Here is a 25,061-nt window from a genome sequence, read left to right on the forward strand (position 1 = left end):
GTCGCAGGTGAGCAGGTGAATCGCATCGCCGACCCTGCCCGAGACCCTCGCTGACACTGGGCGTCGCGGCACGAAAGGCGCGCGTTTTCATCGCATGCGCACGTCGATCGCGCTGCATCGCGATCCCTTGCGCGCGCGCACCGCGTCGATAACATCGCCGGCTTCTTTCAATGGAGGCAAGGGACAGCGATGTTGCTGACGACATGGATCCGCGCCGGCGCACGGGCCTCGGCAATGGCCGCGGCACTGCTGCTCGCGCAGCACGCGGTGGCCGGCCACGACGCGGTCGACCCCGCAGTGCGGCGCTTCACGGCCAAGGTGACCGGCGTGGGCCAGGCCGGCAAGGCGGGCCGCATCGCCACCTTGCGCTTCGAGCCGATCGGCCCGGGCATGGTGGCGCCCCAGCGCAACGAGATGCGCGGCTGGCGACTGACCTTCATCCGCGGCAAGATGTTCGGCCGCACCCTGTGGCTCAAGAGCAATACGCCCGACGAGCTCACGGTGCGCGCCACCGATCCCTCCATGGAGGGCGTGAACCCCGGCGACATCGTCATCATCGAATTGATCGACCCCAAGCTGGTCGACCCCCATGCGTAGGCTGCTGCTCGCCGCCGCGAGCCTGGTCCTGGCCGCCGCGGCGGGAGCACAGACCGTGAAGCTGCCGGCCGACGCGGTCGACGGCTTCCACGCGGCGCTCAAGCGCAAGGACACGGGCGGTGCGCTCTCCTACCTCGACCGTTCGCTGGTGGTGTTCGAGTTCGGCGTCACCGACCCGACGATCGAGGCCTATGCGCTGAGCCACCTGCCGGGCGACATCGACATGGCGGCCGTGTCCACCTGGACCCTGCAGGCGCGCCGCGTCGGCGGCGGCGGCAACGAGCGCTGGGTGCTCAGCACCTACCACGTGACCGGCAAACTGCCCGACGGCAAGCCCATCGACCAGGTGATGCAGGAGACCGCGATCGTGCGCCGCGCGGGCGACGGCTTCCGTATCGTCCACCTGCACTGGTCGAGCGACAAGCTCTGGGCGCAACCACCACGCCCCGCCGCGCCCTGAGCGGCGCGCGGCCCCTCACAGGTCGAATCGCAATTCGGCCGTGTAGGTGCGCTGCGGGTACGGATGGAAGTTCCAGTAGCGGTCGTTGTTCGCGTTGTCGATGCCGAAGGCGGCCGACCACTGCCTGTCGATCTGGTAGCGGACGCGCAGGTCCACGGTGAAGTAGCGGCTTGCCCCGAAGTAGGCGTAGGCGTTGATGTCGCTGTTGTCGAGGTTCGAGTACTGCCGGCCGCTGTAGCGCGCGGCGAGCGTGAAGGCCCAGTGCGCATCGGGCTTGTAGGTGGCGTAGGCCGTGGCGCGCCAGCGCGGCACGCGCGGCTGCCACTTGCCCACCGCCGCCGGAAAGGCCGCGTCGGCCACCGTCTTCGAATCGGCATAGGTCAGGCTGCTGCCGAGATCGAGGCCCTCGATGCCGGCGTCCTGACCGGTGTAGGCGAGCTCCACGCCGGTGGTGCGCATCCGGTCGACGTTCTGCACGCGCGAGACGGTCGAGTTCGGGATCAGCTGGCTGTAGAGCGCGTTCTTCGTGGTCTCGTGGAACAGCGTGGCGCGCAGCAGGCCCTTGCCCAGGTCCTGCTCGGCCGTGAGTTCGCCGGTCCATGACTTCTCGGGCTCGAGGTTCGGGTCGTTGACGAACGAGAGCGCGCCGCCCGAGGTCGCGCCATAGAGTTCGCCCACCGTCGGATAGCGCACCGCGCGGCCCACCGAGGCCTTGATCACTGTCGAAGGCGCGAGCTGGTAGGCCAGCGCGGCCTTGGGCGAGAGGTCGGACTCGCTGCGCGAGGCATAGGGCTGCGCGCTCGTGGCCGTGGCGGTGAAGCCGTCCGTGGCCTTCCACTTCTCGTAGCGAAGCCCGAGCACGGTCTTCCATTGCGGCGCGAAGGACCACGCGTCCTGCGCCCAGGCACTGAGCGTCTGGCTACGCCCGCCGACCTGGCTCACGGGCGTGAACGCGGGGCCGTCCTGCCAGTCGCCGAGCACGTTGGTCTTGGCAATGACCAGGTTGTAGGCATCGCGGCCGACACCGAAGTCGACCACATGCGCGCCGCCCACGCCCTGCGGCCGCCAGGTGCCCTTGGCCGCGAGCGTGTTCCAGCCGGTGCCGCCCTGGTCCTGCAAGGTGCCTGCACCGCCGAGGGCCGCCAGCGGCAGCGCGACGGTGGGCGAACGCTGCGTGTCCTTGGCGTAGTCGTAGAGGCTGGCGGCCACCTCCCAGTCGAAAGCGCCCTGGGTGTTGCTCTTGACGGACAGCCCGTGCATGAAGTGCGTGGCGCGGTCCTCGGTCCACGGAAAGGCCGTGGGCGCGAGCGTGAAGCTGCGCCCGCCGATGTTGACCGGCCCGCTGTAGACCGGCTGGCCCCGGGCATCGACGAGGTAGCTCTCGCTCTGCCCGCTGCCGACGTTCTGCCACCAGCCGAGCGTGTAGCTCGCGCGCAGCGTGGGCGAGAGGTCGTAGGCCAGCTTGAGCTTGGCGTGGTCCTGCACGGTGCGGTACTGCGTGCCCGCGCCGAGGATCAGCCACGGAGCGTTGGTGGTGTTGAGGCCCGGCACCGCGCCGAACACCGACGTTCCCGCGCCGCCGGCCACGGTGGACGCCAGCGTCGCCGTGGTGAAGGTCAGCGGCTGCCCCTGGCTGTCGGTGCGGTTGACGTCGATCCACCAGGACCAGTCGCCGCTGCGGCTGCCCAGCGAGGCGCTGGTCTGCCAGCCTTTGAAGCTCTTCTTCGTGCGGTAGAGCTCGTTGGGCTGCGAGGAGAAGCCCGCCTTCACATGGGCCTCGAGCTTGTCGGGCATGCGCGTCACGTAGTCGACCACCGCGCCCGCCGAGTTGCCCGGGTACGCGGCCGAGAACGGGCCGTACATCACGTCGACCCGCTCGATCTCCTCGGCCGTGACCAGGCCCCAGCGCGGCGCGAAGTTGGTGCCGTTGGCGATGCCGTTGCCCAGGTAGTTCGACAGCAGGATGCCGTCGGCATAGACGGCCGAGCGCGCGCTGTTGCCGGTGCCCGAGGCGCGCGTGGAAAGGATCGCGTGGTTGTAGTCGCCGATGTAGCGCTTGCGCACCAGCAGGCTCGGCAGGTACTTGAGCGCGTCCTCGCTGTCGGTGGCGTTCACGCGCGTCTCGATCTCGGCACGCGTCACGCCCTCGATGGTGGTGGGAATCTGCGTGGGCAGCGAACTCGGTCGGGCGCCGGTCACCGTGACGATGCCGAGCGACTTGGCGCGCTCGGGCGCGTCCTGGGCCATGGCATCGGTTGCAACGCAGGGAAAGGCCGCGACCAGCGCGAGCGACAGGAGGGACCTGTTCATGAAGGCCTGGCGCGATCTGTAGCGGGAAGTCGCATGTCTCTCTGTTCTTGTTCGGATTCGCCGGCGCCGCGGCGCGAAAGCGGCAGAGGTTAGTCGCGGCCCGTGGCGCCCCGGAAGGACATCGGCGGTTAACTCGTTCACCAAAGGTGGGCACATGTCATCGGCTCCCGATGCACCGCGAACGCCGCAAACCCGCATGGATGCTGGTATTTCCCTCGTTGCGGCGCATGCCGCACACGCCCGCGGCCGCGCTGCGCCCCGGGAACGCTTGCCGGATAATCCGGCCGACCACAACGACAACGAGACACGAGACAAAGTGCGCGAGGCCCACCTCCGAGATCTGATAGCCGTCATCGAGACCGGCAGCGTTCGATCCGCCGCGCGCAAGCTCGGCCTTGCGCAGGCGGCCGTCAGCAAGAACCTCACCGCGCTCGAGAAATCGCTGGGCGTGCCGCTGCTGGTGCGTTCCGCGCGCGGCGTGGAACCCACCGAGTTCGGCCGCATCGTGCTGCGCCGCGCGCGCGTGATCGATGCCGAACTGCGCCATCTGCAGGAGGAACTCGAGAGCGCCGGCGGCGAGGGCCGCAAGCTGATCACGGTGGGCCTGTCGGCCACGGCCGAGGCCATGCTGCTGCCCACCGCCGTGGCGCGCTTTCGCGAGCACACGCCCAATGCATTGATCAGCGTGCTCGGCGGCCGCTCGTCGTCGACCATCGCGGCGCTGCGCGAAGCCCGGATCGATTTCGCGGTCGGCCCGCTGCCCACCGACCAGAGCCTGTCCGACCTGCACACCGAGCAGCTGTGCAGTTCCGACATGGGCATCGTCGTGCGCGCGGGCCACCCGGCCGCCGATGCGCGCGACCTGGCCGCGCTGGTGCCCTATGGCTGGCTCTACAGCGTGCAGCAGTCGGGCGGGCCGATGATCGTCACGCTGATGACCAGCCAGGGCCTGCCGGCACCGACGCTGGTGGCGCATTGCGATTCATCGAGCGCGCTGGTGTCGATGCTGCTGCAGAGCGACCTGGTCACGCTCAACAGCCTGGGCGGGCTGGAACCGCTGCGCGAACGCGGACTGCTCAAGGTCCTGCCCATCAAGCTCGATCTGCCGCCGGCCGTGCAGCATCTGGTGACGCCGACGAAGCGGCCGCTGACGCCTTCGGCCGCGGCGCTGGCCGACGAGTTCCGGCGCGCCTCGCGCAGGCTGCGGCGGTGAGCGGCAACACGCTCGCGACGCGGCGCGCGATGCTCGCCGCCATGGCGTGCGCTGGCCTGTCCGGCCGCAACGCGCTGGCCGCCAGCGACACGGGCCGGCCTTTGCGCATGGTCGTGCCGCAGGCGCCCGGCGGTGCCGCCGACTTCATGGCGCGCCTGATCGCCCGCGAACTGGCGCAGGTGCTCGACCGGCCGGTGGTGGTCGACAACCGCGCGGGCGGCGGCATGATCGTCGGCACGCAGGCCGTGGCCATGGCCGCGCCCGACGGCAACACCTTCGGCATGGTGTTCTCGCCGCATGCCGCCAACGAGGCGATGCGCCAGCAGATGCCCTACGACGCGCTCGACGATTTCGAGCCCCTGTGCCTCGGCGGCCATTCGATCGTGGTGCTGGTCACGCAGCCGGGCTTCGCCGCGCGCGACGTGGCCCAGCTGATCGCGCTGGCGCGGCGGGCCGATCCGCCGTTGCAGTACGCGTCGCTGGGCATCGGCTCGGTGTCGCACCTGGCCGGCGAGCTGCTCGCCATCGAAGCCGATGTCAGGCTCGAGCACGTGCCCTACAACGGCAGCGCTCAGATCTATCGCGCGCTGCTCAACGGCGACCTGCCGCTGGCCTTCGTCACCCTGGAGAGCGCGCTGCCCTACCTGCAGGCGCAACGCCTGCGCGCGCTGGGCATCACCAGCGCGCGGCGGGCCGCGTCGTATCCGCAACTACCGGCCATCGCGGAGTCGCTGCCCGGCTTCGAGCTGATCGGTTTCTATGGATTCGTGGCGCCGGCGCATACGCCGGCAGCGCGGGTCGATGCGCTGAGCGGAGCGCTCGCGCGGACCCTGCAGACCCCGCAGGTGCACGACCGGCTGGTGGCCGGCGGGGTCGAGGTCTCGGTCGCACCGCCGGCGGCCTTCGCCGCCTTCCTGCGGCAGCAGATCGACAAGTACGCGGCGCTGTCCAGGCGAACGGGAATCACGCTGGACTGAAGCGGGCCTCGCCCCGGCCCGCCCGCGCTTCGCTCAGCTGCCTTCGATGATGCGTAGATCGCGCTCGGCGCCGTCGCCCAGCGCGACCAGCGCGGCCTGGTAGTCGGGGCTGTCGTGGGTGGCCGTGGCCTGCGCCACGCTGTCGAACTCGATCAGCACCGTGCGTTCGGCCAGGCCGTATTCGTAGGTTTTCGCGGGCAGGCCGCGTGCCAGGAAACGCCCGCCGCCCGCGGCGATGGCCGGACCGGCCAGCTTTGCGTAGGCGGCGAGTTTGTCGGCGTCCTTGACGGCACGGTATGCACTGACCCAGTAGGCTTTTGCCATGTTGATTGCTCTGTAGTTGCCAAAGCTTTCAATATAGCGGGCGCCGGCGTCTCGCGCCTCGGCCCGGCGGCAAGCCACCTGAACCGCGCCGGCCAATCCGCGGGCGGTGCTACAAACCCGCGATCTCGCCGCGCTCGACCAGCAGTTGCCGGATGTCCTTCTTCGCGATCTTCCCGTAGCCCGACTTCGGCAAGGCCTCCCAGAAGAACACGTGGTGCGGCCAGCGATAGCGCGCGCAGCGCCCGTCGAGGTGCGCGATCAGCGCATCGCAATCGACCTGCGCGCCCTCGCGCCGCACCACCACGGCCACGCCGACCTCGCCCCACTTGGGATCGGGTACGCCGAGCACCGCCACCTCGGCCACCGCGGGATGCGTGAGCAGCACCCTCCTCGACCTCGCGCGGATAGACGTTGGAGCCGCCCGAGATGTACATGTCGGACTCGCGGCCGGTGATGTAGAGCAGGCCGCGCGCATCGAGCCGGCCGAGGTCGCCGGTGTGGAACCAGCCGCCGCGCAGCGCCTTGCGCGTGGCCTCCTCGTTGCCGTGGTAGCCCGCGAACACGGCGGGGCCGCGCACGCAGATCTCGCCGACCTCGCCCGTGGGCAGGCGCCGCAACTCGGCATCGAGGATCGCCACCTCCATGCCGGTGCGCGCGCGGCCGCACGAGCCGATGTTGGCGTTCGGGGTCCTCGTCGTCGTCCGAGTGCATGGAGGCCGGCAGCACCGTGATGTTGCCGGTGACCTCGCCAAGGCCGAAGTACTGCACCAGCACCTTGCCGAGCTTCTTCAGCGCGAGCTTCTGGTCGGCGCGGTACATCGGGGCGCCCGCGTAGATCACGTGGCGCAGCGAGCTGTGGTCGTAGCGGTCGACCGCCGGATGCTCGACCAGCATCTTCACGATGGTCGGCACGGTGAAAAGGTTGCTGACGCGATGCTTCTGCACCGAGGCCCAGAAGGCCTCGGGGTCGAGCTTCTCGCTCGCCGGCAGCACGGTGGCCGCGCCGCGCGCCACGTTGAGCAGCGCATGGATGCCCGCGCCGTGCGACAGCGGCGCGACCGCGATCGAGCGGTCGTTCTCGGTCGTGCCCGGAATCAGGTCGGCGAGGTGGTTGGCGACCACGAAGGCCATCTGCCCGTGCGTGAGCACACCTGCCTTGGGCCGGCCGGTGGTGCCCGAGGTGTAGAAGAACCACAGCGGGTCGTCGCGGTCGACGGTCTCGTGCTCGGCCTGCACCGCATCGTGCGCCTCGTATGCGCGCAGCAGGTCCTCGTACGAATGCTCGCCCTCGCGCGCGCGGCCGATCGCGATCACGTGCGCGAGCGCCGGCGAGGCCGCGCGCACCGCGTCGGTGTGGCCGGGGAAGATGTCCTCCACGATCATCGCGACCGCGCCGCTCGATGCGCCGAGGTAGGCCACCTCGGGGGGAGTGAGCCGGAAGTTGGTCGGCACCCAGACACAGCCGAGGCGGAACGCGACCCAGCAGCTCTCGAACATCTGCAGGTTGTTGCGCGACTGCACGAGGATGCGGTCGCCCTTCTTCAGGCCCAGCGCGCGCAGCGCCGCGGTCATCGCGGCCACGCGCGCCTCGATCTCGCCCCAGGTCCAGCTGCGCCCGCCCTCCTGGATGAGGCCCGGCCGCTCGGCAAAGAGCGCGGCCGTCTGCGTGAGCAGCCGGCCCAGGTTCATCGCCTGCGCCGCACTCACGAGGCCGGCTCCAGGATGCTGAGGTAGCTGGCCACCGCCGAGCCGCCCATGTTGAACACCGCGCCCATGCGCGTGCGCTCGACCTGCATGCCGCCGGCCGTGCCCGAGAGCTGCATCGCGGCCATCACGTGCTGCGACACGCCGGTGGCGCCGATCGGATGGCCCTTGGACTTGAGTCCGCCCGAAGGGTTGACCGGCAGCCGGCCGTCCTTGCGCGTCACGCCGTCGAGGATCACGCGCGCACCCTCGCCGTGCGGCGCGAGCCCCCATGGCCTCGTACTCCAGCAGCTCGGCGATGGTGAAGCAGTCGTGCGTTTCGACGAAGCCCAGGTCGTCGAGCGAGGCGCCGGCCGAGGCCAGGCCCTTGTTCCACGCCATGGCCGCGCCCTCGAACTTCGTCGGGTCGCGGCGCGACATCGGCAGGAAGTCGTTGACGTGCGTGCGCGAGCGCCAGCGCACCGCGGGCACCTTGGCGCCCGCGAGCGGCTCGGTCGACAGCACCAGCGCGGCCGCGCCGTCGGACACCAGCGAGCAGTCGGAACGCTTGAGCGGCCCGGACACGAAGGGGTTCTTGTCCGAGGGCGTGCGGCAGAAGTCGAAGCCGAAGTCGCGCCGCATGTGGGCATAGGGGTTGTGCATGCCGTTGGCGTGGTTCTTGGCCGCGATGGCCGCGAGCGCGTCCGACTGGTCGCCGAAGCGCTCGAAGTAGTTGCTCGCGATGCCGCCGAAGATGCCCGCGAAGCCGGCCGGGTCGGCGCCCTCCTCCTTCACGTACGAGCACTTGATCAGCGTGGCCGCCACCTCGGGCGTGCGCAGGCCGTTCATGCGCTCCATGCCGATCACCAGCGTGCGCTTCATGCGGCCCGCGGCCATGGCGTCGAGCGCGGCCCAGATCGCGGCCGAGCCGGTGGCGCAGGCGTTCTCGCAGCGCACGGCCGGCGTGTGGCGGAACTCGGGCATGGCCACCGCGGGCAGCGAGGCCGTGAAGTCCTGGCCGACGAAGCCGGCGTTGAAGTGGCCCACGAAGATGCCGTCGATGTCCTCGGCCGCCACGCCCGCGCTGTCGAGCGCGGGTTGCACGGCGTCGCGGATGAGCTGCTCGAGCTCGGCGTTGTCGAGCTTGCCGAAGGGCGTGTGGCCCCAGCCGACGATGTAGGCGTTGTCGTTGCGCATGATGTCTCCTGGAAGGAATGGAAAGCGGGGATTCAGGGCACGGCGGGCCGCGCGGGCACGGGCCGGCCATGACGTTGTACCAAGGTCAGCGCGATCGTGCCGGCCGCGGCCGCGAGCACGCCCGTGGTGAGCGACAGCACGGCGGCGCTGCCGCTGCGGTACATCAGGCCCATCCAGCCGCCGCAGAGGAAGGCCGCGCCCGCGAAGATGAAGCCGCCAAGCGCCGAGGCCGCGCCGGCCTGCAGCGGGAATGGCGTGGCCATGCCGACGTGGCCGCAGGGCTGGTGGATGCCGTAGGCCAGCAGCATCAGCCACAGGCCCGCCGTGAGCGTGCCGGCCGTGTGCGCGCCAGCGAGCTGCGGCACCACCAGCAGCAGCGCCGCCAGCAACGAAAGGAAGCCCGCGCGCCGCACCGAGGTCACGATGCCGTGCGCCGCGATCCAGCGCCGGCACAGCATGGTGCCCGCGAGGTAGGTGACCGAGGCACCGCCGATCACCAGGCCGAAGCCCACGCGCGAGACGCCGAAGGTTTCGATGAAGAGGTAGGCCGAGCTCGAGAAGAAGCCGAAGTTGGCCGCATAGCCGAAGGCGTTGAGCAGGGTCCACGACTGGAACGCCGGATCGCGCGCGATGCGCGCATAGCCCGCGAGCAGCGGGCCGAGGCGCAAGGCATCGGGCTTGAGCGAGCGTGCGGTCTCGGGTACGCGCGCGAGCACCAGCAGCGCGCCGGCCAGGCCACACAACGCCATCGACCACAGCGTGGCGCGCCAGCCCAGGGTCTGGGCCAGCAGCGCGCCCGTCACGGGGATCAGCATCGTCAGGCAGGCCAGCACCGACATCGCGACCGTCATCACATGCGTGCCGTGCTGCTGCTCGAACAGGTCGCGCACGATCGCGCGCCCGCAAACCATGCAGGCCGCGATGCCCAGGCCCTGCGCCGCGCGCGCGGCAATCAGCACTTCGATGTTCGGCGCCATCGCGCCCACCGCGGCGCCCACCGCGTACAGCAGGAAGCCCGCCACCAGCACCGGCCGGCGGCCGAAGCGGTCGGAGGCCGGGCCCCACAGCAGCTGGCTCAATCCGAAACTGAACACCAGCACCGCGAGCGTGAGCTGCACCACGCCCACGCGCGCCGCGTACTCGTTGCGGATCGCGGGCAGCGCCGCGAGGTAGAGGTCGGTGCCCAGCGGCTGGACCGCGGTCGAGAGCGTGACCACGCCGACGACCAGCGCCGGCCCCATCGCAGCGACTGCGGCGACAGCGCCGGTCTTCACGGACTCAGCGCTCGAGCAGGTCGCGCTCCTGCAGCCAGCCGCGGATCAGCGCCGTGGCTTCCTGCAGCAGCTCGGGCTGGCCGGCGTAGTAGTGGGTCGCGCCCTTCACCACGCGAAAGAGCTTGTCGGGCGATGCCGCGGCCTCGAACAGCATCTTGGGATGCGTGGTCGGCACCGCGTCGTCGGCGCTGTTCTCGATCACCAGCAGCGGCACGCGGATGCGGCGCGCGCCTTCGAGCCCGTTGCCGCAGGAGTCGTCGAGCGACCATTGCGACAGCCAGCTGCGCAAGGTGGTGAAGCGCGCGAGCCCGACCGGCCCGGAGTTCACCGTTTCGGGATTGCCCATGTAGCACCAGCGCGGCCGGCGATCGTTGGGATCGAGCGTGGGATCGAGGAAGCGCGGATCGGCCAGCGTGCGGTGCACGAGGAAGGGCCGCTCCATCTCGCCGGTGTTGCGCGCCTTGAGCTCAGCCAGCTTCGCCCGCGCCCAGGCCGTGATGCGGCGCATGCGGTCGAGTTGCGCCACGCGGTAGCGCTGGATGTAGGCCGGCGAATACGGCGGCTGGTTCGGGTTGCGCGGGTCGTAGATGTCGAGTTCGACGTCGCGGTCGTCGGGGTTCAGCTCGTCCTTCACCGAGGGATCGATGGTCTCGGCCAGCAGGTGCGCGCGCGAGAGGTGCGCGGCCTGGTAGATCACCGCGTCGGCCGGGATCAGTCCCTTGCCCTTGAGATCGACCGCATCGCCGGCCGGCGTGTGCGTGATGCGCGGGTCTTCGGCCTCGGCCTGGTAGCTCACCGCCAGCGCCCCGCCGCCCGACCAGCCCACCAGCACCACGTGGCGGTAGCCCCAGACCTGCTTCGCATGGCGGATGTAGGCGCTCAGGTCGAGGAACACTTTTTCCATGATCAGCGCCGTGTCGTTGCGCTGGTAGCGGCTGCCCGCGCACAGCACGTGCGCGCCGGTGGCCGCCATCGCGCGCGGCACCGGCAGCAGCTGCAGCGTCGACGCGGGATGCATGAAGACCATCAGCGTGTCGGACGCCTGGCCCTCGGGCCGGAAGCGGATCGCCTCGAGGTTCACCGCGCCCTGGTTGCCGGAGAAGCCGTAGGTCTCGGTGAAGGCGGCGTGCTCGTCGTACTGGAGGTGCACCCACTCGGTCTGGACGGTGAAGGACTCGGTCATGAGGGGAATGTAGGACCGGGCGGGGGGGATGGCAGTCCCCCGGTGGAGGTACAGCAGAGGCCGGTCCTCCCATCGCCGGGTGATCGCCCGATGCTCACTTCCCGCCCTTTTCTGTCTTGAGAAGCGCGACTGCACGTCGCTTGGAGAAATATGCCTCTACCTCATCGTGCGCAACGACAGGGCGCGATTCGTCCAGCGCCTCCTGCACCTTCGCTCGAAACCAAGCGTGGTGCGCAGCGGCGCCGACGACGGGTTCTGCGGGCAATGCACGGTCCTCGGTGTCTACATCGATGCGGTTCTGCACGACTGCTTTTCCGACCATGGCAACGTCCTCTCAGTGTGAAGCGAAAGCTCGAACGTACTTCATGTGAACGCGATTGACGACATCCTCGGCGCGCGTGCTCCAAACCTTTCGACTCTTGCGGTTCATCAACCACCGTCCAGAAGACCTCCCGGCCTTCACGCACCGTCGCGCTCGGAGCTACCGATCTGCTCGTGCGAAGCCCCGGTCGCCGCAATCACGATCCCCGCCAGCACGGCCAGCAGCCCCACGACGAGGTTCCACCGCAGCGGCTCCGCCAGCAGCCAGGCACCCACCAGGCCCGCCGCCACCGGATTGACCGTCACCGAGATCGCCACGCGCGTTGGCGTGGTGCGGCCGAGCGCGAAAGCCCAGAGGAAGAAGACGATCGCGCCACCGAACACGCCGAGGTAGGCGATGGCCAGCCACTGGGCCGTGCCGAAGGACACCACGGGCGCGAATCTGCCGCCCTGCCAGGCGATGCCCGTGAGGCACAGCGCGCCGACCGCCATCGCCATGGCGGTGAAGGTCAGCGGCCCCGAACGGCGGATCAGCGGGCGCGAGCCCACGCTGTAGAACGCCATGCACAGCGCGGCCGCGAGCATCAGCAGGTCGCCGCGCCAGGCATCGGGCGGTGCGGTGCGCAGTCCCGACAGCAGCGCCAGCCCCACGCCCGCCATCGCGACCAGCACGCCGACCGTCTTGCGACGCGTGAAGGGCTCGACGCGCAGCACGCCCGCCACGGCCATGGTGAGCAGCGGCAGCGCCGACAGCGCCACGCGCGCCGCGCGCGGCGGTCGTGTGGTGCAGCGAGGCATTGAAGAGCAGCGGGAACAGACCGAAGAACAGCAGCCCAGCCCGGCGGCCGCGGGCCAGTCGCGCGGCGCGGGCCACGACTCGCCGGAACGCAGCAGCGCCATCGGCAGCAACAGGCAGAAACCGATGCCGAAGCGGAAGGCACCGAGCGCCACCGGATCGATGACGCCCGCGACATAGCGCGTTGCACCCACCGCCGCGCCGCCCAGCGCACTGGACAGCATCGCGGCCGCGACGCCCAAGAGTTCTCCCACGCCCGTGCTCCCTGATCGATGAAGTGACAGCAGCGTAGGCAGCCCTCTATCATCAATCAATGGAATTTATTTGGTCACTCTGATCAACAAATCGAATGAGCATCCCGACGCTCGACCCCGAGCTGCTGAAGGCCTTCGTGGCCGTGGCCGACCATCGTTCGTTCACGCGCGCGGCAACGGCGCTGAACCGCACGCAGTCGGCCGTGAGCATGCAGATCAAGCGGCTCGAGGAGCGGCTGGGCACCGAGCTCTTTCACCGCACCAAGGTCAACGTCGAGCTGAGCCTCGCGGGCGAGGGGTTGCTCGGCTATGCGCGCCGCATCCTGCTGCTCAACGACGAGGCGGTGGGCCATCTGCAGCAGCACAAGGTCGAGGGCCGCGTGCGGCTCGGCGTCATGGACGACTACGGCAGCTTCGTCGTGCCGCCGGTGCTCGCCAGCTTCGTGGCCGCGTACCCGCGCATCCACATCGAGATGGAGACCGGCCTGACCGCGCGCATGCCCGAGCGACTGGGCGAGGACTTCGACCTCGTGATCGCGATGCATCCCGAAGGCCAGGGCGGCGGCGAGTTGCTGCGGCGCGAACAGGCGGTCTGGGCAACGGCCGTTTCGCAATCGGTGGAATCGCAGGATCCGCTGCCGGTCGCGCTCTATCCGCAGGGCTGCCTGTTCCGCCAATGGGCGACCCAGGCACTCGATGCGTCGGGGCGGCCATGGCGCCTGGCCTTCGTGAGCCACAGCCTCGCGGCCGTGGAGTCCATTGCGGCGCAAGGGCTGGCGGTGACGGTGGTGAAGTCGGGCACTTTCCCGCCGAGGCTGCGGGCGCTGTCGGAACGCGACGGCATGCCGCGGCTGCCTGGGCGGATATACGGCTGCATCGGGCGAAGGGTCTGTCGCGGGCGGCTGGGTTGTTCGGGGGATCACATCGTTCAGGCCATTGCGCTCTGACTGCAACCGGAAACGTTCAACGAACGGCCTGTCCCCCAAGCGGGCCGTGAAACCGCAGCCCGCAGACCGGCCCTGACCCGCCAGTCTCAGGCGCTCCACGCCCGTCACCGCTGCACCAATCGATGTCCCTTCCGTGGGAAGTCCACGGAAGCGCTTCGAGCGGGGAGAGGGTGTTTTCGACGAGATCCGCCGGGCCGATTCAGGCACTGGACTGCAGGACGTGCTCGCCATCGACGAACTTCTGCCCGGCTAGCGCACGGGCGGCCGCGCGCTCGAACTGCACATTGCCCTGCGCATGCAGATGCTCCGGCGCGACGCCCAGGCGCTGGCGCCGAGCCGGGGCTGAACGCGCTGCCCGCGCGCAGGCTCACTTAGGTCGAACTCACGCCCGCATACGGCAGCAGCACGCGCAGCAGCACGTCGGTGCCCGCAGCCACGTGCGCAGGCTCGGCCCACTCGTGCTCGGCGTGGCTCACGCCATCGCGGCAGGGAATGAAGATCATCGCGCTCGGGCACAGCGGCGCCATGTGCCGTGCGTCATGCCCGGCTGCGGAAAGAATCCGCATGTGCGGATGGCCGAGCGATTTGGCCGCCTGTTCGATGGCGTCCTGCAGTTCGCCGTCGAAACCGTTCGACGGCGCATCGACGAGCGGTATCACGGTCGCTACGCAGGGCGCGGCATGCGTGTGGCACAGCACGGTCAGTCGCTCGCCGAGGCGGCCGAGCACTGCGTTGTCGGGGTGGCGCAGGTCGATGCGCACCGTCACGCGCTCGGGCACCACGGAGGGCGCATTGGGCTCGACCGTCAGGCGGCCGATGGTGAACTTGACGAGCGCATCTTCGCCGCCGATTTCTTCATACAGCCTGGCGGCGATGCGGGCGAAGGCCGCCAACGCATCGCGGCGGTCGGCCATGTCCAGCGTGCCGGCATGGCCCCGCGCGCCAGCGATGGCGATGTCGAAGGTCTTCTTGCCCTGGATGCCGGTGACGACGCCGATGGTGCGGCCTTCGGCTTCGAGCACCGGGCCTTGCTCGATGTGCGCCTCGACATACGCCCTGATCACAAAGCCCAGTGGGCGACGCCGCAGCGCCGGGAAGGCCGCGTGCAGCGCATCGAGCGACTGGGCCACGCTCACGCCGTCGGCGTCGCGCGTGGCGCGGATGCCTTCGAGCGCACGCACCCCGGCAAAGGCTTCCGAGCCCATCATGCCGGGCGCGAATCGCGAGCCTTCCTCGTTCATCCATGCCACGCAGACGATGTCCTGCGGCGGACGCACGCCGCGCTCCGACAGCGTGGCCAGTGCCTCGAAGGCCGCGACCACGCCATAGACGCCGTCGAAGCGCCCGCCGCCGGGCTGGCTGTCGAGATGGCTGCCGGCGAGCATGGGCGGCGCGTCCCGGTCTACTCCGGGCAGCGCCAGGAACAGGTTGCCGGCGGCGTCGGTCGAGGGCTCCAGGCCGGCCGCCTCCGCCCAGCCGATCATCAGCCGCCAGGCGCCGATCTCCTCGTTGCTCAATGCCTGCCGGTTGACGCCGCCGCCCGGCGTCGCGCCGATGCGCGCGAGCGCCATGAGGCGTTCCCACAGCCGGTCGGCATCGATGCGCCGGAAACCGGGCGCCACAGGAGCGAGCATGTCCTGCGCCATCACGCGGTCTTCATGATCTGCGACGGAATCGCACGCGGATCGCGCGGCTTCCACTGCCCCGCTTCCACCTGCGCGAAGAACTCGGCCAGCAGCGCGTTGAACGCGGCGGGCTCTTCGAGGTTCAGCGTGTGGCCGGTCTTGGGCATGACGCTCAGGCCGCAGGCGGGAATGGTCTTCTTCAGGAAGATGCCGGGCTGCAGGCAGTGATCGTCCTCGTCGCCGACGACCACGAGCGAGGGCACGGCCATCGCGCCCAGTTCGCCTTCGAGGTCGTAGATCGAAGGACGGCGCGCCTGCACGCCGCGCATGGTGTTGGCGGAGCCGACGGCATCGTGCTCGCCGAGCCAGGTTGCGAATTCCTGCCAGCCGCGCGCGTCCTTGTTCTGGAACTGCACGCGGCTCGCACCCAGCGAATAGGTCTTGGCGAACAGCTCGGCGCCCTGCAGCTCGAACTGGCGCGCCACCTCGTGCGACACGCCGCGAAAGTACTCTTCGTGTTCCTTTTCGGCGCCGTAGCCCGCGCCCGCGATGGTCAGCGACAGCGCGCGCTTCGCATGGCGCAGACCGAAGTGCAGCGTCGCGAAGCCGCCCATCGACAGGCCCACGATGTGCGCGCGCTCCAGCTTCAGCGCGTCCATCACTGCGGCGATGTCGTCCGCCGCAATGGCCTGGCCGTAGCGCTCGACGTCGGTCGGCACGTCCGACGGCGGATAGCCGCGCGCACCGAAGGTGATGCACTGGTAGCGCCGCGCGAAGTAGCGCATCTGCGGCTCCCAGCTGCGGTGGTCGCCGCCGAATTCGTGCACGAACACGATGGGCAGGCCCGTGCCCGAGGTCTCGTAGTAGAGGCGGACGCCGTCCGCCGTGGTTGCGTAGCTCATGCGTGCCCTCCCCTTCAGAACAGTGCGGCCGTGGCCGGCAGGGTCTTCGCGCGCTCGACGGCCTGCGGCAGCACGTCGCACAGCGCCTGCGCCCATTCCTTCGGCACCGTGGTCGAGATCTTCACGAAGCGGTGGCCGAAGCGCGGCGTGTGATAGGTGCCCTGGCGCACCATGATGTCGTGCTCGCCGAGCGCGCTCACCAACGCCTCCGGCGTGATGCCCGCGCCGGTGCACTCCACCACGATGAAGTTGGCCTGCGAGGGGAGCACCGGCACCTCGAAGCCCGGCAGCTTCGCGAAGGCATCCACGATCATTCGCTGGTTCTCGCGCTGCTTGCCGATGATGTCCTTCATCCATTCGTCCTTCACGACCAGGCCCGCCAGCGCGGCACGCTGGGCGAGCACGCTCGCGCCGAGCGGCGCCTGCGAGTGCGGCAGGATGTTCTCGAGCAGCGACGGCGCGGTCACCAGTGCGCCCAGGCGCAGGCCCGCGAGGCCCAGCCACTTCGAGAAGCTCACGATGGTCACCGTGCCTTCGGGATAGAAGCGCGACGCCAGCGCGTGCTCGTCGGCGAAATCGCGGTAGGTGCAGTCGTGGATCAGGATGGCGCCGATCTCGCGCGCGCGGTTCGCGAACGCGCGGATCTCGTCCTCGGTGTAGGTGGTGCCGAGCGGGTTGTTCGGGTCGACCAGGTAGATCACGGCCGTGTTCTCGTCGGTCGATGCCGCCAGTGCTTCGGCCGACAGCTTGAAACCGTACTCGGGTCCGTAGATCGGGATTTCCGTGACGACCGAGCCGGCCTTGGCCGCGAACTGCAGCGGCCACTTCCAGCCCGGGTCGGTCGTCACGAAGCCGCCACCCGGCTTGCAGAAGGCGCGGCAGGCCAGTGCCAGCGCCGCCACGGCGCCGTCGGTCACCACGGCCGACTGGCCGGGCACGCCCAGGTCTTCCACGATGGCGCTGCGCAGCGCCTCCATGCCGAGCGGCGGCGCATAGGCATGGAAGCTCTCGTCGTCGATCGCGTCGTGCAGCGCCTTCTTCACGGCGGGGTGCAACGGATGGTGGTTGGTGTTCTGCCCCAGCCACATCAGCGCTGGGTTGGTGAACAGCTTGTCGAAGTACTGGTTGCGCACTTCGGCGTCGCTGGGTGTGGCCGCAACGACGGCGCGGGGTTCGAGAACGGCGCTCATGCGGCGAGCCTTGCCTGTTCGATGGCGACCGCCTTCTTGCTCGTCTTGATGATCGAGCCGCGCGCGGCGATGCCGCCATCGATGGTCACCACGGTGCCGGTGATGTAGCCCGCACGCGGCGAGGCCAGGAACACCATGAGTTCGGCCACTTCCTCGGGCGTGGCCGGGCGGCCGCCGGGGTAGTTGTTGAACAGCTCCTCCCAGCGGCCTTCGTCGCCGTGGGTGTCCAGCGCGCGGCGCTTCATGAGCTTGACCATGCGGTCGGTGGCCACGGGACCGGGGTTCACGCCCACCACGCGGATGCCGTCGTCCAGGCTCACGCCGCCGAGTGCGCGCGTGAAGGCCATGACGGCCGCGTTGCCCGTGGAGCCGGCGATGTAGTTGGCGTCCCAGTTCTCGCCCGAGTTGCCGATGTCGTTGACGATGACGCCGCCGCCCGCCGCCTTCATGCGCGCGTAGTAGATCTGCGTGAGTTCCATGTAGCCCAGCACCTTGAGCTGGAAGCCGCGGCGCACCACGGCGAAGTCGAGCGACTCGATGGGGCCGGCCGGGATGTCGCCGGCGTTGTTCACCAGGATGTCGACATCGCCGACCGCCTCGGCCAACTTGGGCATCGCGTCGGTCGCGGCGAGGTCCATCGGATGGATCGTGACCTTGACCTTGTAGGTGGCGAGCAGGTCGGTGCGCGCGGCTTCGAGCGCCACCGCGTCGCGCGCGGCCAGGTGCACGTGGCAGCCTTCGGCCGCGAACGCGTGCGCGGCCGACAGACCGATGCCCTTGGAGGCGCCGGTGATGAGAACAGTCTTGCCTTCGAGATGGAGATTCGTGAGGGGTCCTAGGATTCGTTCAGAGGAGAAATGGGTGGGTGGTCGGTTCGGGGCGTGCGCCTTGTCAGAGCCGGTAGTCGGGCTGCGTGCGTTCGAGCATGCGCACGAAGGCCGGCCGATTCGCGCGTGCCGGGCGGCAGGATGTCGCCGGCGAATTCGGTGAATTGCCGCGTGGCGAGTTCGGTGGCTTCGGGCGCGGGCAGCGACAGTTGCTCGCCCGGCGCAAGTCCGCCCTGTGCCAGCAGCTGCACCTTGGCGGCCTTCTCGAAGTAGTACATGAGGATGAAGGCCTCCGGAATGGTCCGCCCGACGGTCAGGATGCCGTGGTTGCGCAGCACCAGCGTGTGGTGCGTGCCGATGTCGCGGACGAGCCGTTCGCGTTCCTCGGTCTCCAGCGCCACGCCTTCGTAGTCGTGGAAGCCCGTGTGGCCCTGGTAGCGCATGGCGAACTGGCTCACCGGCTTCAGGCCACCGGGCATGGCCGAGATGGCCGTGCCCGCCTCGGAGTGCGTGTGCAGCACGCACAGCGCGTCGGGCCGCCCCGCGTGGATGGCGCTGTGGATGACGAAGCCGGCCTGGTTCACTTCCCAGTCGCTGGGCTCGACCTTGCGGCCGTCGAGGTCGATCTTCACCAGCGACGACGCGGTCACCTCGGAGAACATCAAACCGTACGGGTTGATCAGGAAGTGATGGTCCGGCCCCGGCACGCGTGCGGAGATGTGGTTGTAGATCAGGTCGTCCATGCCGAAATGCGCGACCAGCCGGTAACAGGCCGCGAGCTGCACGCGCAGCTCGGCTTCGGTTCGGGGATAGGTGTGGTTCATCGTTTCCACCTCAGACCGGATGGCTGAAATTGATCCGCAGGACGTTGCCCTCGGGGTCCTTCAACACGGCCTGGAAGCGTTGGTAGTAGGTGAGGTACGGCGCCTTCACCAGCGACGCCCCCGATCGCACGGCCGAGGCCGCGAGTTCGCTCACCTCGTCGTCGGACGCGGCTTCCACGTTCACGATGAAGCGAGCGCCGGCCGGGTCGGCGGGCCGTTCGATGCCGAGCAGCTCATACGCATCGGGCGCGTTGAAGCCGATGTTCACGCCACCGGCATTCAGCAGGCGAAAGATGGGCGAGCGATAAGCCTCCACCTCTGCGAAGCCGAAGACCTGCCGGTAGAAGTCGCTGAGGCCGACGAAGTCGCTGCACAGCAGGTTGATGTGCGAGATGCTGCTCATGTCGGGTGCCGCTCAGGCCGTGGCCTTCGTCATGTTCTGGGCCTTGAGGTGCTTGCCCATGTAGTACGCGCCGAACTGGACCGCCTCGTACTTCGACGGTGCGTTCGCGTCGATGCAGCGGATCTCGGCATCGAAGTTCGGGTTGTGGAAGAACGCGACGGAGAAGCGCGGCACCGAGGCGAACTCCGGCGGCGGATTGGCCACGCGGTGCACGTTGGACAGCCAGCGGTCGTTGGTCCAGCGCATCATGAGGTCGCCCACGTTGCACACGAACGAGTCGGGTGCCGGATGCACGTCCACCCATTCGCCGCTACGGATGCGCACCTGCAGGCCACCGGGCACGTCGTCCCCGCGCACGATGGTGAGCGTGCCGTAGTCGGTATGCGCGCCCGCCCTCAGCTGACCTTCCACCGGCGCCGTGTCCTGGCCGGGATAGAGGATGGTGCGCATGGTGCTGGTGTGCTGGTCGACCTTGCCGTCGAAGTAGTGCTCGTCCAGGTCGAGCGCCACGGCGAACATGCGCAGCACCTCGGTGGCCAGCGCGCTGCAGCGGCGGTAGTAGTCCTCGTAGGCCGCCTTCAGCGCGGCGGGCTTCTCGGGCCAGTAGTTCGGCATGAAGAACGCCGTCTCGGCCGGCGTGCCCCTGGCAGCGGCGGGCGCGCCGTCCACCGGGCCCATGGCAAAGCTCTGCTGCAGGTCGGGCGGCGTCGTGTCGCCCATCGAGTAGGCCAGCGCGCGGCTCGCATGCGCCGAATAGCCACGGCTGATCTTCGAAGCCGGCTGGGCAGTACGCATGCGCTCCTCCTCGGGCAGGGCGAAGAAGGCCAGGGCCTGCGACCGCAGGTTCTCGTACGAGGCCATCGGCACGCCGTGGCCCACGATGGTGAAGAAGCCGATCTGTTCGCAGGCGTCGCGGATCTGCGTCGCCACAAGGATCTTGTCCGCGGCGCTGCCCTCGAGGAAGGGGCGCACGTCGATCACGGGTACGTTTTGCATCGTCCGACTCCGCGGGGTCAGGGCAGCACGCGTGCGGCCAGCGGGATGGAATTGAGGAAGCTGGGGTCGAAGGCCTTCGTGAGATCGACGGGCTGCTCGATGACCTTTGCCTTGAACAACAGGTCGTTCTCCTTCTTGTAGACATCCATGTCCATGAAGAAGATGCCCTGCTTGCCGGCCTGGCCCGACTTCATGAGGCGCAGCGCCTCGGTCAGTGCCTTCTCCTGATGTGCACGATCGAGCGTCGGTGCGATCTTCATCACCGTGTCGACCGCTCCCTTGGGGTCCTTGACCACGTCCTGCCAGCCCTTGATGGTGGCGCGCAGGAAACCCTTCACCATGTCCGGGCGTTCCTTGGCGGTCTTCTCGGACACCAGGAGCACGTCGCGCGGAAAACTGACGCCATAGTCCTCCGGCACGAAGATGCGCAGGTTGTCGGCGCCGACGCGGCCCTGGATGGTGAGCAGCTCGTTGTAGAAGGTGGCGGCGGCGATGTCGACCTGGCCTTCCACGAACGGCGTGACGCTGACCTGCTGCGGCTGGATGCTCAGGTCGGTGGGCGCGATGCCCTTGCTGGCCAGCATGCCGTACAGAACGAGCTGCGAACCGGTGAACCAGGCCGTGGCCTTCTTGCCCTTGAAGTCCTCGATGGTCTTGACCGGGCCGTCCTTCTTGGCGACGAACACGAAGGGCGTGACCTGGTGCGTCATGCCGATGGCCAAGAGCGGCAGGTTCTTGTCACGCGCCGCGAGGATGCTCTCCACGCCGCCGCCCAGGCCGAAAGTGTCGGCGCCCGTAGCGACGAGGTTCTCGGTCAGCAGGTTGGGGCCGCCGGGGTTGATCGTGAGGTCGATCCCCTCGTCCTTGAAATAGCCCTTGGCCTGCGCCACGTAGAAGCCCGCATAGCCGGCCTGCGGCAGCCACTTCAGCCGCAGCGAGGCCTTGGTCGGTTCGGCGGCGCTGGCGCCCAGGGCGGCCAGTGCGAGAGCACCCACCAAGCAGTATCGAATTACCTTTCCAAGCATCGTGCACTCCAGTTCAGGTTGAAAAACAAAAAGGGATGAATGTGGTCAGCGGGCGCGCTCGACGGCCGGTCGCAAAAGGCCGAGCTGGTCGCGCAGCAGCGGGCCCGCATAGCTGCTGCGGAACAGGCCGCGGCGCTGCAGGATCGGCACCACGAGCTCGACGAAGTCGTCGAAGCCTTCGTGGAAGTAAGGCGGCATCACGTTGAAGCCGTCCGCCGCGCCTGACTCGAACCATTGCTGCAGCGTGTCGGCCACGTTTTCGGCGGAACCGCACAGCACCCAGTGGCCGCGTGCGGCGGCGGTGAGGCTGTAGAGGTCGCGCAGGCTCATGCCGTCGCGGCGCGCCTTCGACAGCAGCACTTTCGTGAAGGCCTGGTAGGCGTCCGACGGCGGCAGCTCCGGCACCGGTGCGTCGAGGTCGTAGCTGGAGAAGTCGACGCCGAAGCGCTCCGACAGCACGCCGAGCGCGTTGCCGGTGCCGATGAACCCCTGCAGCCGGTTGAGCTTCTCGCGCGCTTCACGGTCGGTGCGGCCGACCACGGGCATCACGCCGGGCAACACGGTGACGTCGCTGGCCTGGCGCCCGTAGCGCGGCAGCTTGGCCTTCAGTGCGGCGTAGGCCTTGCGCGCCTCTTCCATGTCCTGCGCGACCGAGAACACCACGTCGGCGGTGCGTGCGGCCAGGTCGGTGCCGGGCTCCGAACCGCCGGCCTGCAGCACGACCGGGCGCCCCTGCGGCGAGCGGCTGGTGTTGAGCGGCCCCTTCACCTTGAAGAAGGCGCCCTCGTGGTCGAGCGCGTGCACCTTGCTCGTGTCGATGTAGGTGCCGCCATCGACGTCCGCCACGACGGCGTCGTCGTCCCAGCAGTCCCACAGGCCCTTGACCACATCGACGAACTCGCCGGCCATCTCATAGCGCCGCGCATGGTCGGGATGGACGGTGCCGAAGTTGGCGGCGGCACCGGCATGCGATGTGGTGACGGCATTCCACGCGGCGCGGCCACCGCTCAGGTGATCGAGCGAGGCGAACACGCGCGCCACCGTGTAGGGGTCGCTGTACGTGGTCGACATCGTCGCGCCCAGGCCGACGTGGCGCGTGCCCATGGCCAGCGCCGACAGCAGCGTGAGCGGCTCGTGGCGCAAGGTGTAGGAAGGATGTGTTGCGAAGTCGGCGTTGAGGTTGTCGCCGAGGAAGATCATGTCGAAGCAGGCCCGCTCCGCCGTCTGCGCGATGCGCTGCATGGCCGGCAGGTCGAGGAAGCTCTTCACGGCACCCGGATAGCGCCAGCCGGCGGAATGGCTGCCCGTGCCGAGCAGGAAGAGCCCGAGGTGCATCTGTCGATTCATGGTTCAGCTCCAGAAAATCAGGCGGCTCTCGGCAGTACGAGACCAAGCCGAAGAAGAAGAGGCTCGCGGCGGAGGCCACCAGCACGGCGGACCAGACCTGCACGAAGTCGATCTGCACGACCGCCTGGTAGATCAGCAGGCCGAGGCCGGCATTGGCGCCGAGCATCTCGGTCACGACCGCGATGAGCACGCTGCGCGAGGTGGCCACGCGCAGGCCGGCGAAGATCAGCGGCAGCGCGGCGGGGAGCCTCAGGCGCCAGAAAACGGTCAGCCGCTTGGCGCCGAAGCTGCGCATCAGGTCGACGCTGCGTTGGTCCACCCGATCCATGCCGGCGACCGCGCTGAGAAAGAGCGTGAAGCTGACCGCCAGCGCCACCATCACGACCTTCGAGCTCATGCCCATGCCGAACCACAGCAGCACGAGCGGCGACCACGCGATGACGGGCACCGAGTTGAAGGCCGTGGCAGCGGGCATCACGATGCTGCGCGCCGCCGGCTTGATGGCGAGCAGCACGGCACCCACGATGCCGATGAGCGCACCCAGCAGGTAGCCGGACACGGCCTCGGCGAGCGTGACGAGCGCGGCACCGCCGAGTGCCTGTCGCTGCGACCATGCGCGCTGCAGGATGCCGCTGATGGACGGCAGCGTGTAGCTCGGCAGATTGAAGCCGCGTGCAGCGCCCTCCCAGGCGAGCAGCAGGATCGCTGCACCGAGCAGGCCGCGCTGGGCCGTGGGCGACAGGCCCAGGCGATGGCGTTTCGGAGCGCTCATTGACCGGCTCCCCAGAACACGACGCGCTTCTCGATCAGCGCGACCGCGCCGTAGAACAGCGTGCCCAGCAGCGCACAGCTCAGCAGCGCCGCCCACAGGCCGACCGCGTTCTCGTTGTACATGGCCTGCAGCAGCAGCACGCCGAGGCCGACGGTGTCGCCGAACCACTCGCCGACGATGGCGCCGACCAGGCTGAGCGAAGCACCGAGGCGCAGCGCGACGAAGATCTGCGGCAACGCGGCCGGCAGCTGCAGCGTCCACAGCAGGCGCATCCTCCCGACGCCGAAACTGCGCAGCAGCTGCACCTGCTTCGGGTCGACCGACTTGAGGCCGAGCAGCGTGTTGATGGTGACGGGGAAGAAGGTCACGTAGAACGCGATCACGGCCTTGGCCAGCAGCGTGTTGCCGAACCACAGGACCACCAGCGCGCCGAACGCGATCACCGGAATCGTCTGCGAGACGATGAACACCGGAAACACCATGTCCTTGAGCACCACATTGCGAAAGAAGACCATCGCGATGAAGACGCCGAAGATCGCGCCGAAGGCGAAGCCGAGCAGCGATTCGGCGAGCGTGCGCAGGAAGCCGTCGACGTACGCCTGCGGCGTTGCGGCCAATGCCTGCAGGACGCTGCTCAGGCGCGGCAGGTAGTGCGGCTGGATCGACAGCGCGACGACGATCGCCTCCCACGCGAGGCCGGCGCCCACGAGCAACGCCAGCAGGGTGATGGCACGGCGCGCTGCGCCGTGTGTGGTGCGTTCTGCGGTCATGCGCCCGCCGGTCGCGAGAGGTTGAAGGACTTGATGCTCTCTTCCTCGATGGCGTCGAGCAGCAGGCGTTTCAGGCGGATGAACTCGGGATCGGTGACGAGATCGGCCCGGCGTGGACGCGGCAGCTTCACCTCGAGCTCGAGCTTCACTGCGCCCGGGCGCGCGGTCATCGCCACCACGCGGTCGCCCAGGAAGATCGCCTCGTCGATGTCGTGCGTGATGAACAGGACCGTGCGGCGGTGCTTGTGCCAGACATCGAGCAGCCAGCGTTGCATCATCGTGCGCGTGAGTGCGTCGAGCGCACCGAAGGGCTCGTCGAGCAACATCAGGTCGCGCTTGAACAGGAAGGTGCGCATCAGTGCCACGCGCTGGCGCATGCCGCCCGACAGCTGCTGCGGATACTGGTTCTCGAAGCCGGCCAGGCCGAACTCGGGCAGCATCGCCAGCGCACGGGCACGCGCTTCCTTGCGCGGCACGCCCTCCACCTCGATCGCGAGGATGGCGTTGTCGACGACGGTGCGCCACGGAAGCAGCAGGTCGCGCTGCGGCATGAACGAGACCTGGCCCAGCAGTTCGGCGGCATGGCAGGAGCGGTCGCGGTAGCGGATGACGCCGCCTGCGTCGGGCTCCTCGAGGCCGGCGACGATGTTGAACAGCGTGCTCTTGCCGCAGCCGCTCGGGCCCACGACTGTGACGAGCTCGCCCGGCTTCACGGCGATGTCGAGACCGGCCAGCGCGGTCGTGCTGCCGAAGGTCTTGCGGATGTTGCGCAGCGCGAGCAGCGGCGCTTCGCCGAAATCGACCAGTTGCCCCTGGGAGGGTGCGCTCACGGAGTCGCTTTCAA

Annotated in this window: 22 protein-coding genes and 3 pseudogenes; 5 read left to right on the top strand and 20 right to left on the bottom strand. The window is 69.0% G+C overall.

Annotated elements, in window-relative coordinates; all coding sequences use genetic code 11:
- The first annotated feature begins 189 nt into the window (after nucleotides 1-189).
- Together ACHMXE_RS02275 and ACHMXE_RS02280 are read left to right on the top strand one after the other, a co-directional pair.
- Entirely contained in the window at nucleotides 190-597 is a 408-nt protein-coding gene (locus ACHMXE_RS02275; protein WP_395346590.1) for a hypothetical protein, read from the top strand.
- On the top strand, nucleotides 590-1,057 hold the full coding sequence (locus tag ACHMXE_RS02280; RefSeq protein WP_395346593.1) for a YybH family protein: 468 nt from the start codon (nucleotides 590-592) through the stop codon (nucleotides 1,055-1,057). Before ACHMXE_RS02275 ends, ACHMXE_RS02280 begins: the two co-directional genes overlap by 8 nt.
- A gap of 15 nt (nucleotides 1,058-1,072) precedes the next feature.
- On the opposite strand, the gene ACHMXE_RS02285 is transcribed toward ACHMXE_RS02280, so the two are convergent.
- Entirely contained in the window at nucleotides 1,073-3,367 is a 2,295-nt protein-coding gene (locus tag ACHMXE_RS02285; protein ID WP_395346595.1) for a TonB-dependent receptor, read from the bottom strand.
- Between the two features lie 316 nt (nucleotides 3,368-3,683).
- Between ACHMXE_RS02285 and ACHMXE_RS02290 the strand changes: the two genes are divergently transcribed.
- Complete coding sequence (locus ACHMXE_RS02290; RefSeq protein WP_395346598.1) at nucleotides 3,684-4,580, top strand: LysR family transcriptional regulator; 897 nt, start codon at nucleotides 3,684-3,686, stop codon at nucleotides 4,578-4,580.
- Nucleotides 4,577-5,557, top strand: a complete 981-nt coding sequence (locus tag ACHMXE_RS02295) for a tripartite tricarboxylate transporter substrate-binding protein (RefSeq protein WP_395346599.1) — start codon at nucleotides 4,577-4,579, stop codon at nucleotides 5,555-5,557. Before ACHMXE_RS02290 ends, ACHMXE_RS02295 begins: the two co-directional genes overlap by 4 nt.
- Before the next feature lie 33 nt (nucleotides 5,558-5,590).
- On the opposite strand, the gene ACHMXE_RS02300 is transcribed toward ACHMXE_RS02295, so the two are convergent.
- From ACHMXE_RS02300 to ACHMXE_RS02330, 7 genes and pseudogenes are all read right to left on the bottom strand, one after another.
- Nucleotides 5,591-5,881 (bottom strand): DUF1330 domain-containing protein, encoded by a 291-nt coding sequence (locus ACHMXE_RS02300; RefSeq protein ID WP_057594164.1) that lies wholly within the window; start codon nucleotides 5,879-5,881, stop codon nucleotides 5,591-5,593.
- Between the two features lie 109 nt (nucleotides 5,882-5,990).
- Nucleotides 5,991-7,570: pseudogene (locus ACHMXE_RS02305) on the bottom strand (acyl-CoA synthetase).
- 14 nt (nucleotides 7,571-7,584) lie between these two features.
- A pseudogene (locus ACHMXE_RS02310) lies at nucleotides 7,585-8,761 on the bottom strand (acetyl-CoA acetyltransferase).
- A gap of 32 nt (nucleotides 8,762-8,793) precedes the next feature.
- Nucleotides 8,794-10,035: an MFS transporter gene (locus ACHMXE_RS02315; RefSeq protein ID WP_395346601.1), complete on the bottom strand. Its 1,242-nt coding sequence runs from the start codon at nucleotides 10,033-10,035 to the stop codon at nucleotides 8,794-8,796.
- Nucleotides 10,036-10,039: 4 nt separating this feature from the next.
- Nucleotides 10,040-11,218 carry an alpha/beta hydrolase gene (locus tag ACHMXE_RS02320; RefSeq protein WP_395346603.1) on the bottom strand — a complete coding sequence of 393 codons (1,179 nt, stop codon included), beginning with the start codon at nucleotides 11,216-11,218 and terminating at the stop codon, nucleotides 10,040-10,042.
- Between the two features lie 94 nt (nucleotides 11,219-11,312).
- Nucleotides 11,313-11,540: a hypothetical protein gene (locus ACHMXE_RS02325; RefSeq protein WP_395346606.1), complete on the bottom strand. Its 228-nt coding sequence runs from the start codon at nucleotides 11,538-11,540 to the stop codon at nucleotides 11,313-11,315.
- 137 nt (nucleotides 11,541-11,677) lie between these two features.
- Complete coding sequence (locus tag ACHMXE_RS02330; protein ID WP_395346607.1) at nucleotides 11,678-12,589, bottom strand: DMT family transporter; 912 nt, start codon at nucleotides 12,587-12,589, stop codon at nucleotides 11,678-11,680.
- A 95-nt stretch (nucleotides 12,590-12,684) separates the two neighbouring features.
- Between ACHMXE_RS02330 and ACHMXE_RS02335 the strand changes: the two genes are divergently transcribed.
- Nucleotides 12,685-13,536: a LysR family transcriptional regulator gene (locus tag ACHMXE_RS02335; RefSeq protein WP_395346609.1), complete on the top strand. Its 852-nt coding sequence runs from the start codon at nucleotides 12,685-12,687 to the stop codon at nucleotides 13,534-13,536.
- Between the two features lie 371 nt (nucleotides 13,537-13,907).
- Here the strand turns inward: ACHMXE_RS02335 and ACHMXE_RS02340 are convergent, their stop codons facing one another.
- The 12 genes and pseudogenes from ACHMXE_RS02340 to ACHMXE_RS02395 all read right to left on the bottom strand — a co-directional run bounded on the left by ACHMXE_RS02340 (nucleotide 13,908) and on the right by ACHMXE_RS02395 (nucleotide 25,047).
- On the bottom strand, nucleotides 13,908-15,170 hold the full coding sequence (locus ACHMXE_RS02340) for a Zn-dependent hydrolase (protein ID WP_395346611.1): 1,263 nt from the start codon (nucleotides 15,168-15,170) through the stop codon (nucleotides 13,908-13,910).
- Between the two features lie 11 nt (nucleotides 15,171-15,181).
- On the bottom strand, nucleotides 15,182-16,063 hold the full coding sequence (locus ACHMXE_RS02345) for an alpha/beta fold hydrolase (RefSeq protein WP_395346613.1): 882 nt from the start codon (nucleotides 16,061-16,063) through the stop codon (nucleotides 15,182-15,184).
- 14 nt (nucleotides 16,064-16,077) lie between these two features.
- The gene (locus ACHMXE_RS02350; protein WP_395346614.1) at nucleotides 16,078-17,253 is read right to left on the bottom strand and encodes a pyridoxal phosphate-dependent aminotransferase; all 1,176 of its coding nucleotides are present in this window, start codon (nucleotides 17,251-17,253) and stop codon (nucleotides 16,078-16,080) included.
- A complete protein-coding gene (locus tag ACHMXE_RS02355) occupies nucleotides 17,250-18,095 on the bottom strand; it encodes an SDR family oxidoreductase (RefSeq protein ID WP_395347405.1) in 846 nt (281 codons plus the stop codon). Before ACHMXE_RS02355 ends, ACHMXE_RS02350 begins: the two co-directional genes overlap by 4 nt.
- On the bottom strand, nucleotides 18,089-18,904 hold the full coding sequence (locus ACHMXE_RS02360) for a class II aldolase/adducin family protein (RefSeq protein WP_395346616.1): 816 nt from the start codon (nucleotides 18,902-18,904) through the stop codon (nucleotides 18,089-18,091). The genes ACHMXE_RS02355 and ACHMXE_RS02360 overlap by 7 nt, the downstream gene beginning before the upstream one ends.
- Before the next feature lie 10 nt (nucleotides 18,905-18,914).
- Nucleotides 18,915-19,307 carry a VOC family protein gene (locus tag ACHMXE_RS02365; RefSeq protein ID WP_395346618.1) on the bottom strand — a complete coding sequence of 131 codons (393 nt, stop codon included), beginning with the start codon at nucleotides 19,305-19,307 and terminating at the stop codon, nucleotides 18,915-18,917.
- 12 nt (nucleotides 19,308-19,319) lie between these two features.
- Entirely contained in the window at nucleotides 19,320-20,303 is a 984-nt protein-coding gene (locus ACHMXE_RS02370; protein WP_395346620.1) for an isopenicillin N synthase family dioxygenase, read from the bottom strand.
- A 17-nt stretch (nucleotides 20,304-20,320) separates the two neighbouring features.
- Nucleotides 20,321-21,298 (bottom strand): ABC transporter substrate-binding protein, encoded by a 978-nt coding sequence (locus ACHMXE_RS02375; protein ID WP_395346622.1) that lies wholly within the window; start codon nucleotides 21,296-21,298, stop codon nucleotides 20,321-20,323.
- A gap of 75 nt (nucleotides 21,299-21,373) precedes the next feature.
- Nucleotides 21,374-22,675 carry an LLM class flavin-dependent oxidoreductase gene (locus ACHMXE_RS02380; RefSeq protein WP_395346624.1) on the bottom strand — a complete coding sequence of 434 codons (1,302 nt, stop codon included), beginning with the start codon at nucleotides 22,673-22,675 and terminating at the stop codon, nucleotides 21,374-21,376.
- Between the two features lie 103 nt (nucleotides 22,676-22,778).
- Nucleotides 22,779-23,447, bottom strand: a pseudogene (locus ACHMXE_RS02385) (ABC transporter permease); the annotation flags it as partial.
- Entirely contained in the window at nucleotides 23,444-24,217 is a 774-nt protein-coding gene (locus tag ACHMXE_RS02390) for an ABC transporter permease (protein WP_395346626.1), read from the bottom strand. The gene ACHMXE_RS02390 and the pseudogene ACHMXE_RS02385, both read right to left, overlap by 4 nt.
- The gene (locus ACHMXE_RS02395) at nucleotides 24,214-25,047 is read right to left on the bottom strand and encodes an ABC transporter ATP-binding protein (RefSeq protein ID WP_395346629.1); all 834 of its coding nucleotides are present in this window, start codon (nucleotides 25,045-25,047) and stop codon (nucleotides 24,214-24,216) included. Before ACHMXE_RS02395 ends, ACHMXE_RS02390 begins: the two co-directional genes overlap by 4 nt.
- Between the last annotated feature and the right edge of the window lie 14 nt (nucleotides 25,048-25,061).

Origin of the sequence: Variovorax sp. UC122_21, from assembly GCF_044056785.1 — a bacterium.
In the GTDB taxonomy this organism is placed as follows: domain Bacteria; phylum Pseudomonadota; class Gammaproteobacteria; order Burkholderiales; family Burkholderiaceae_C; genus Variovorax.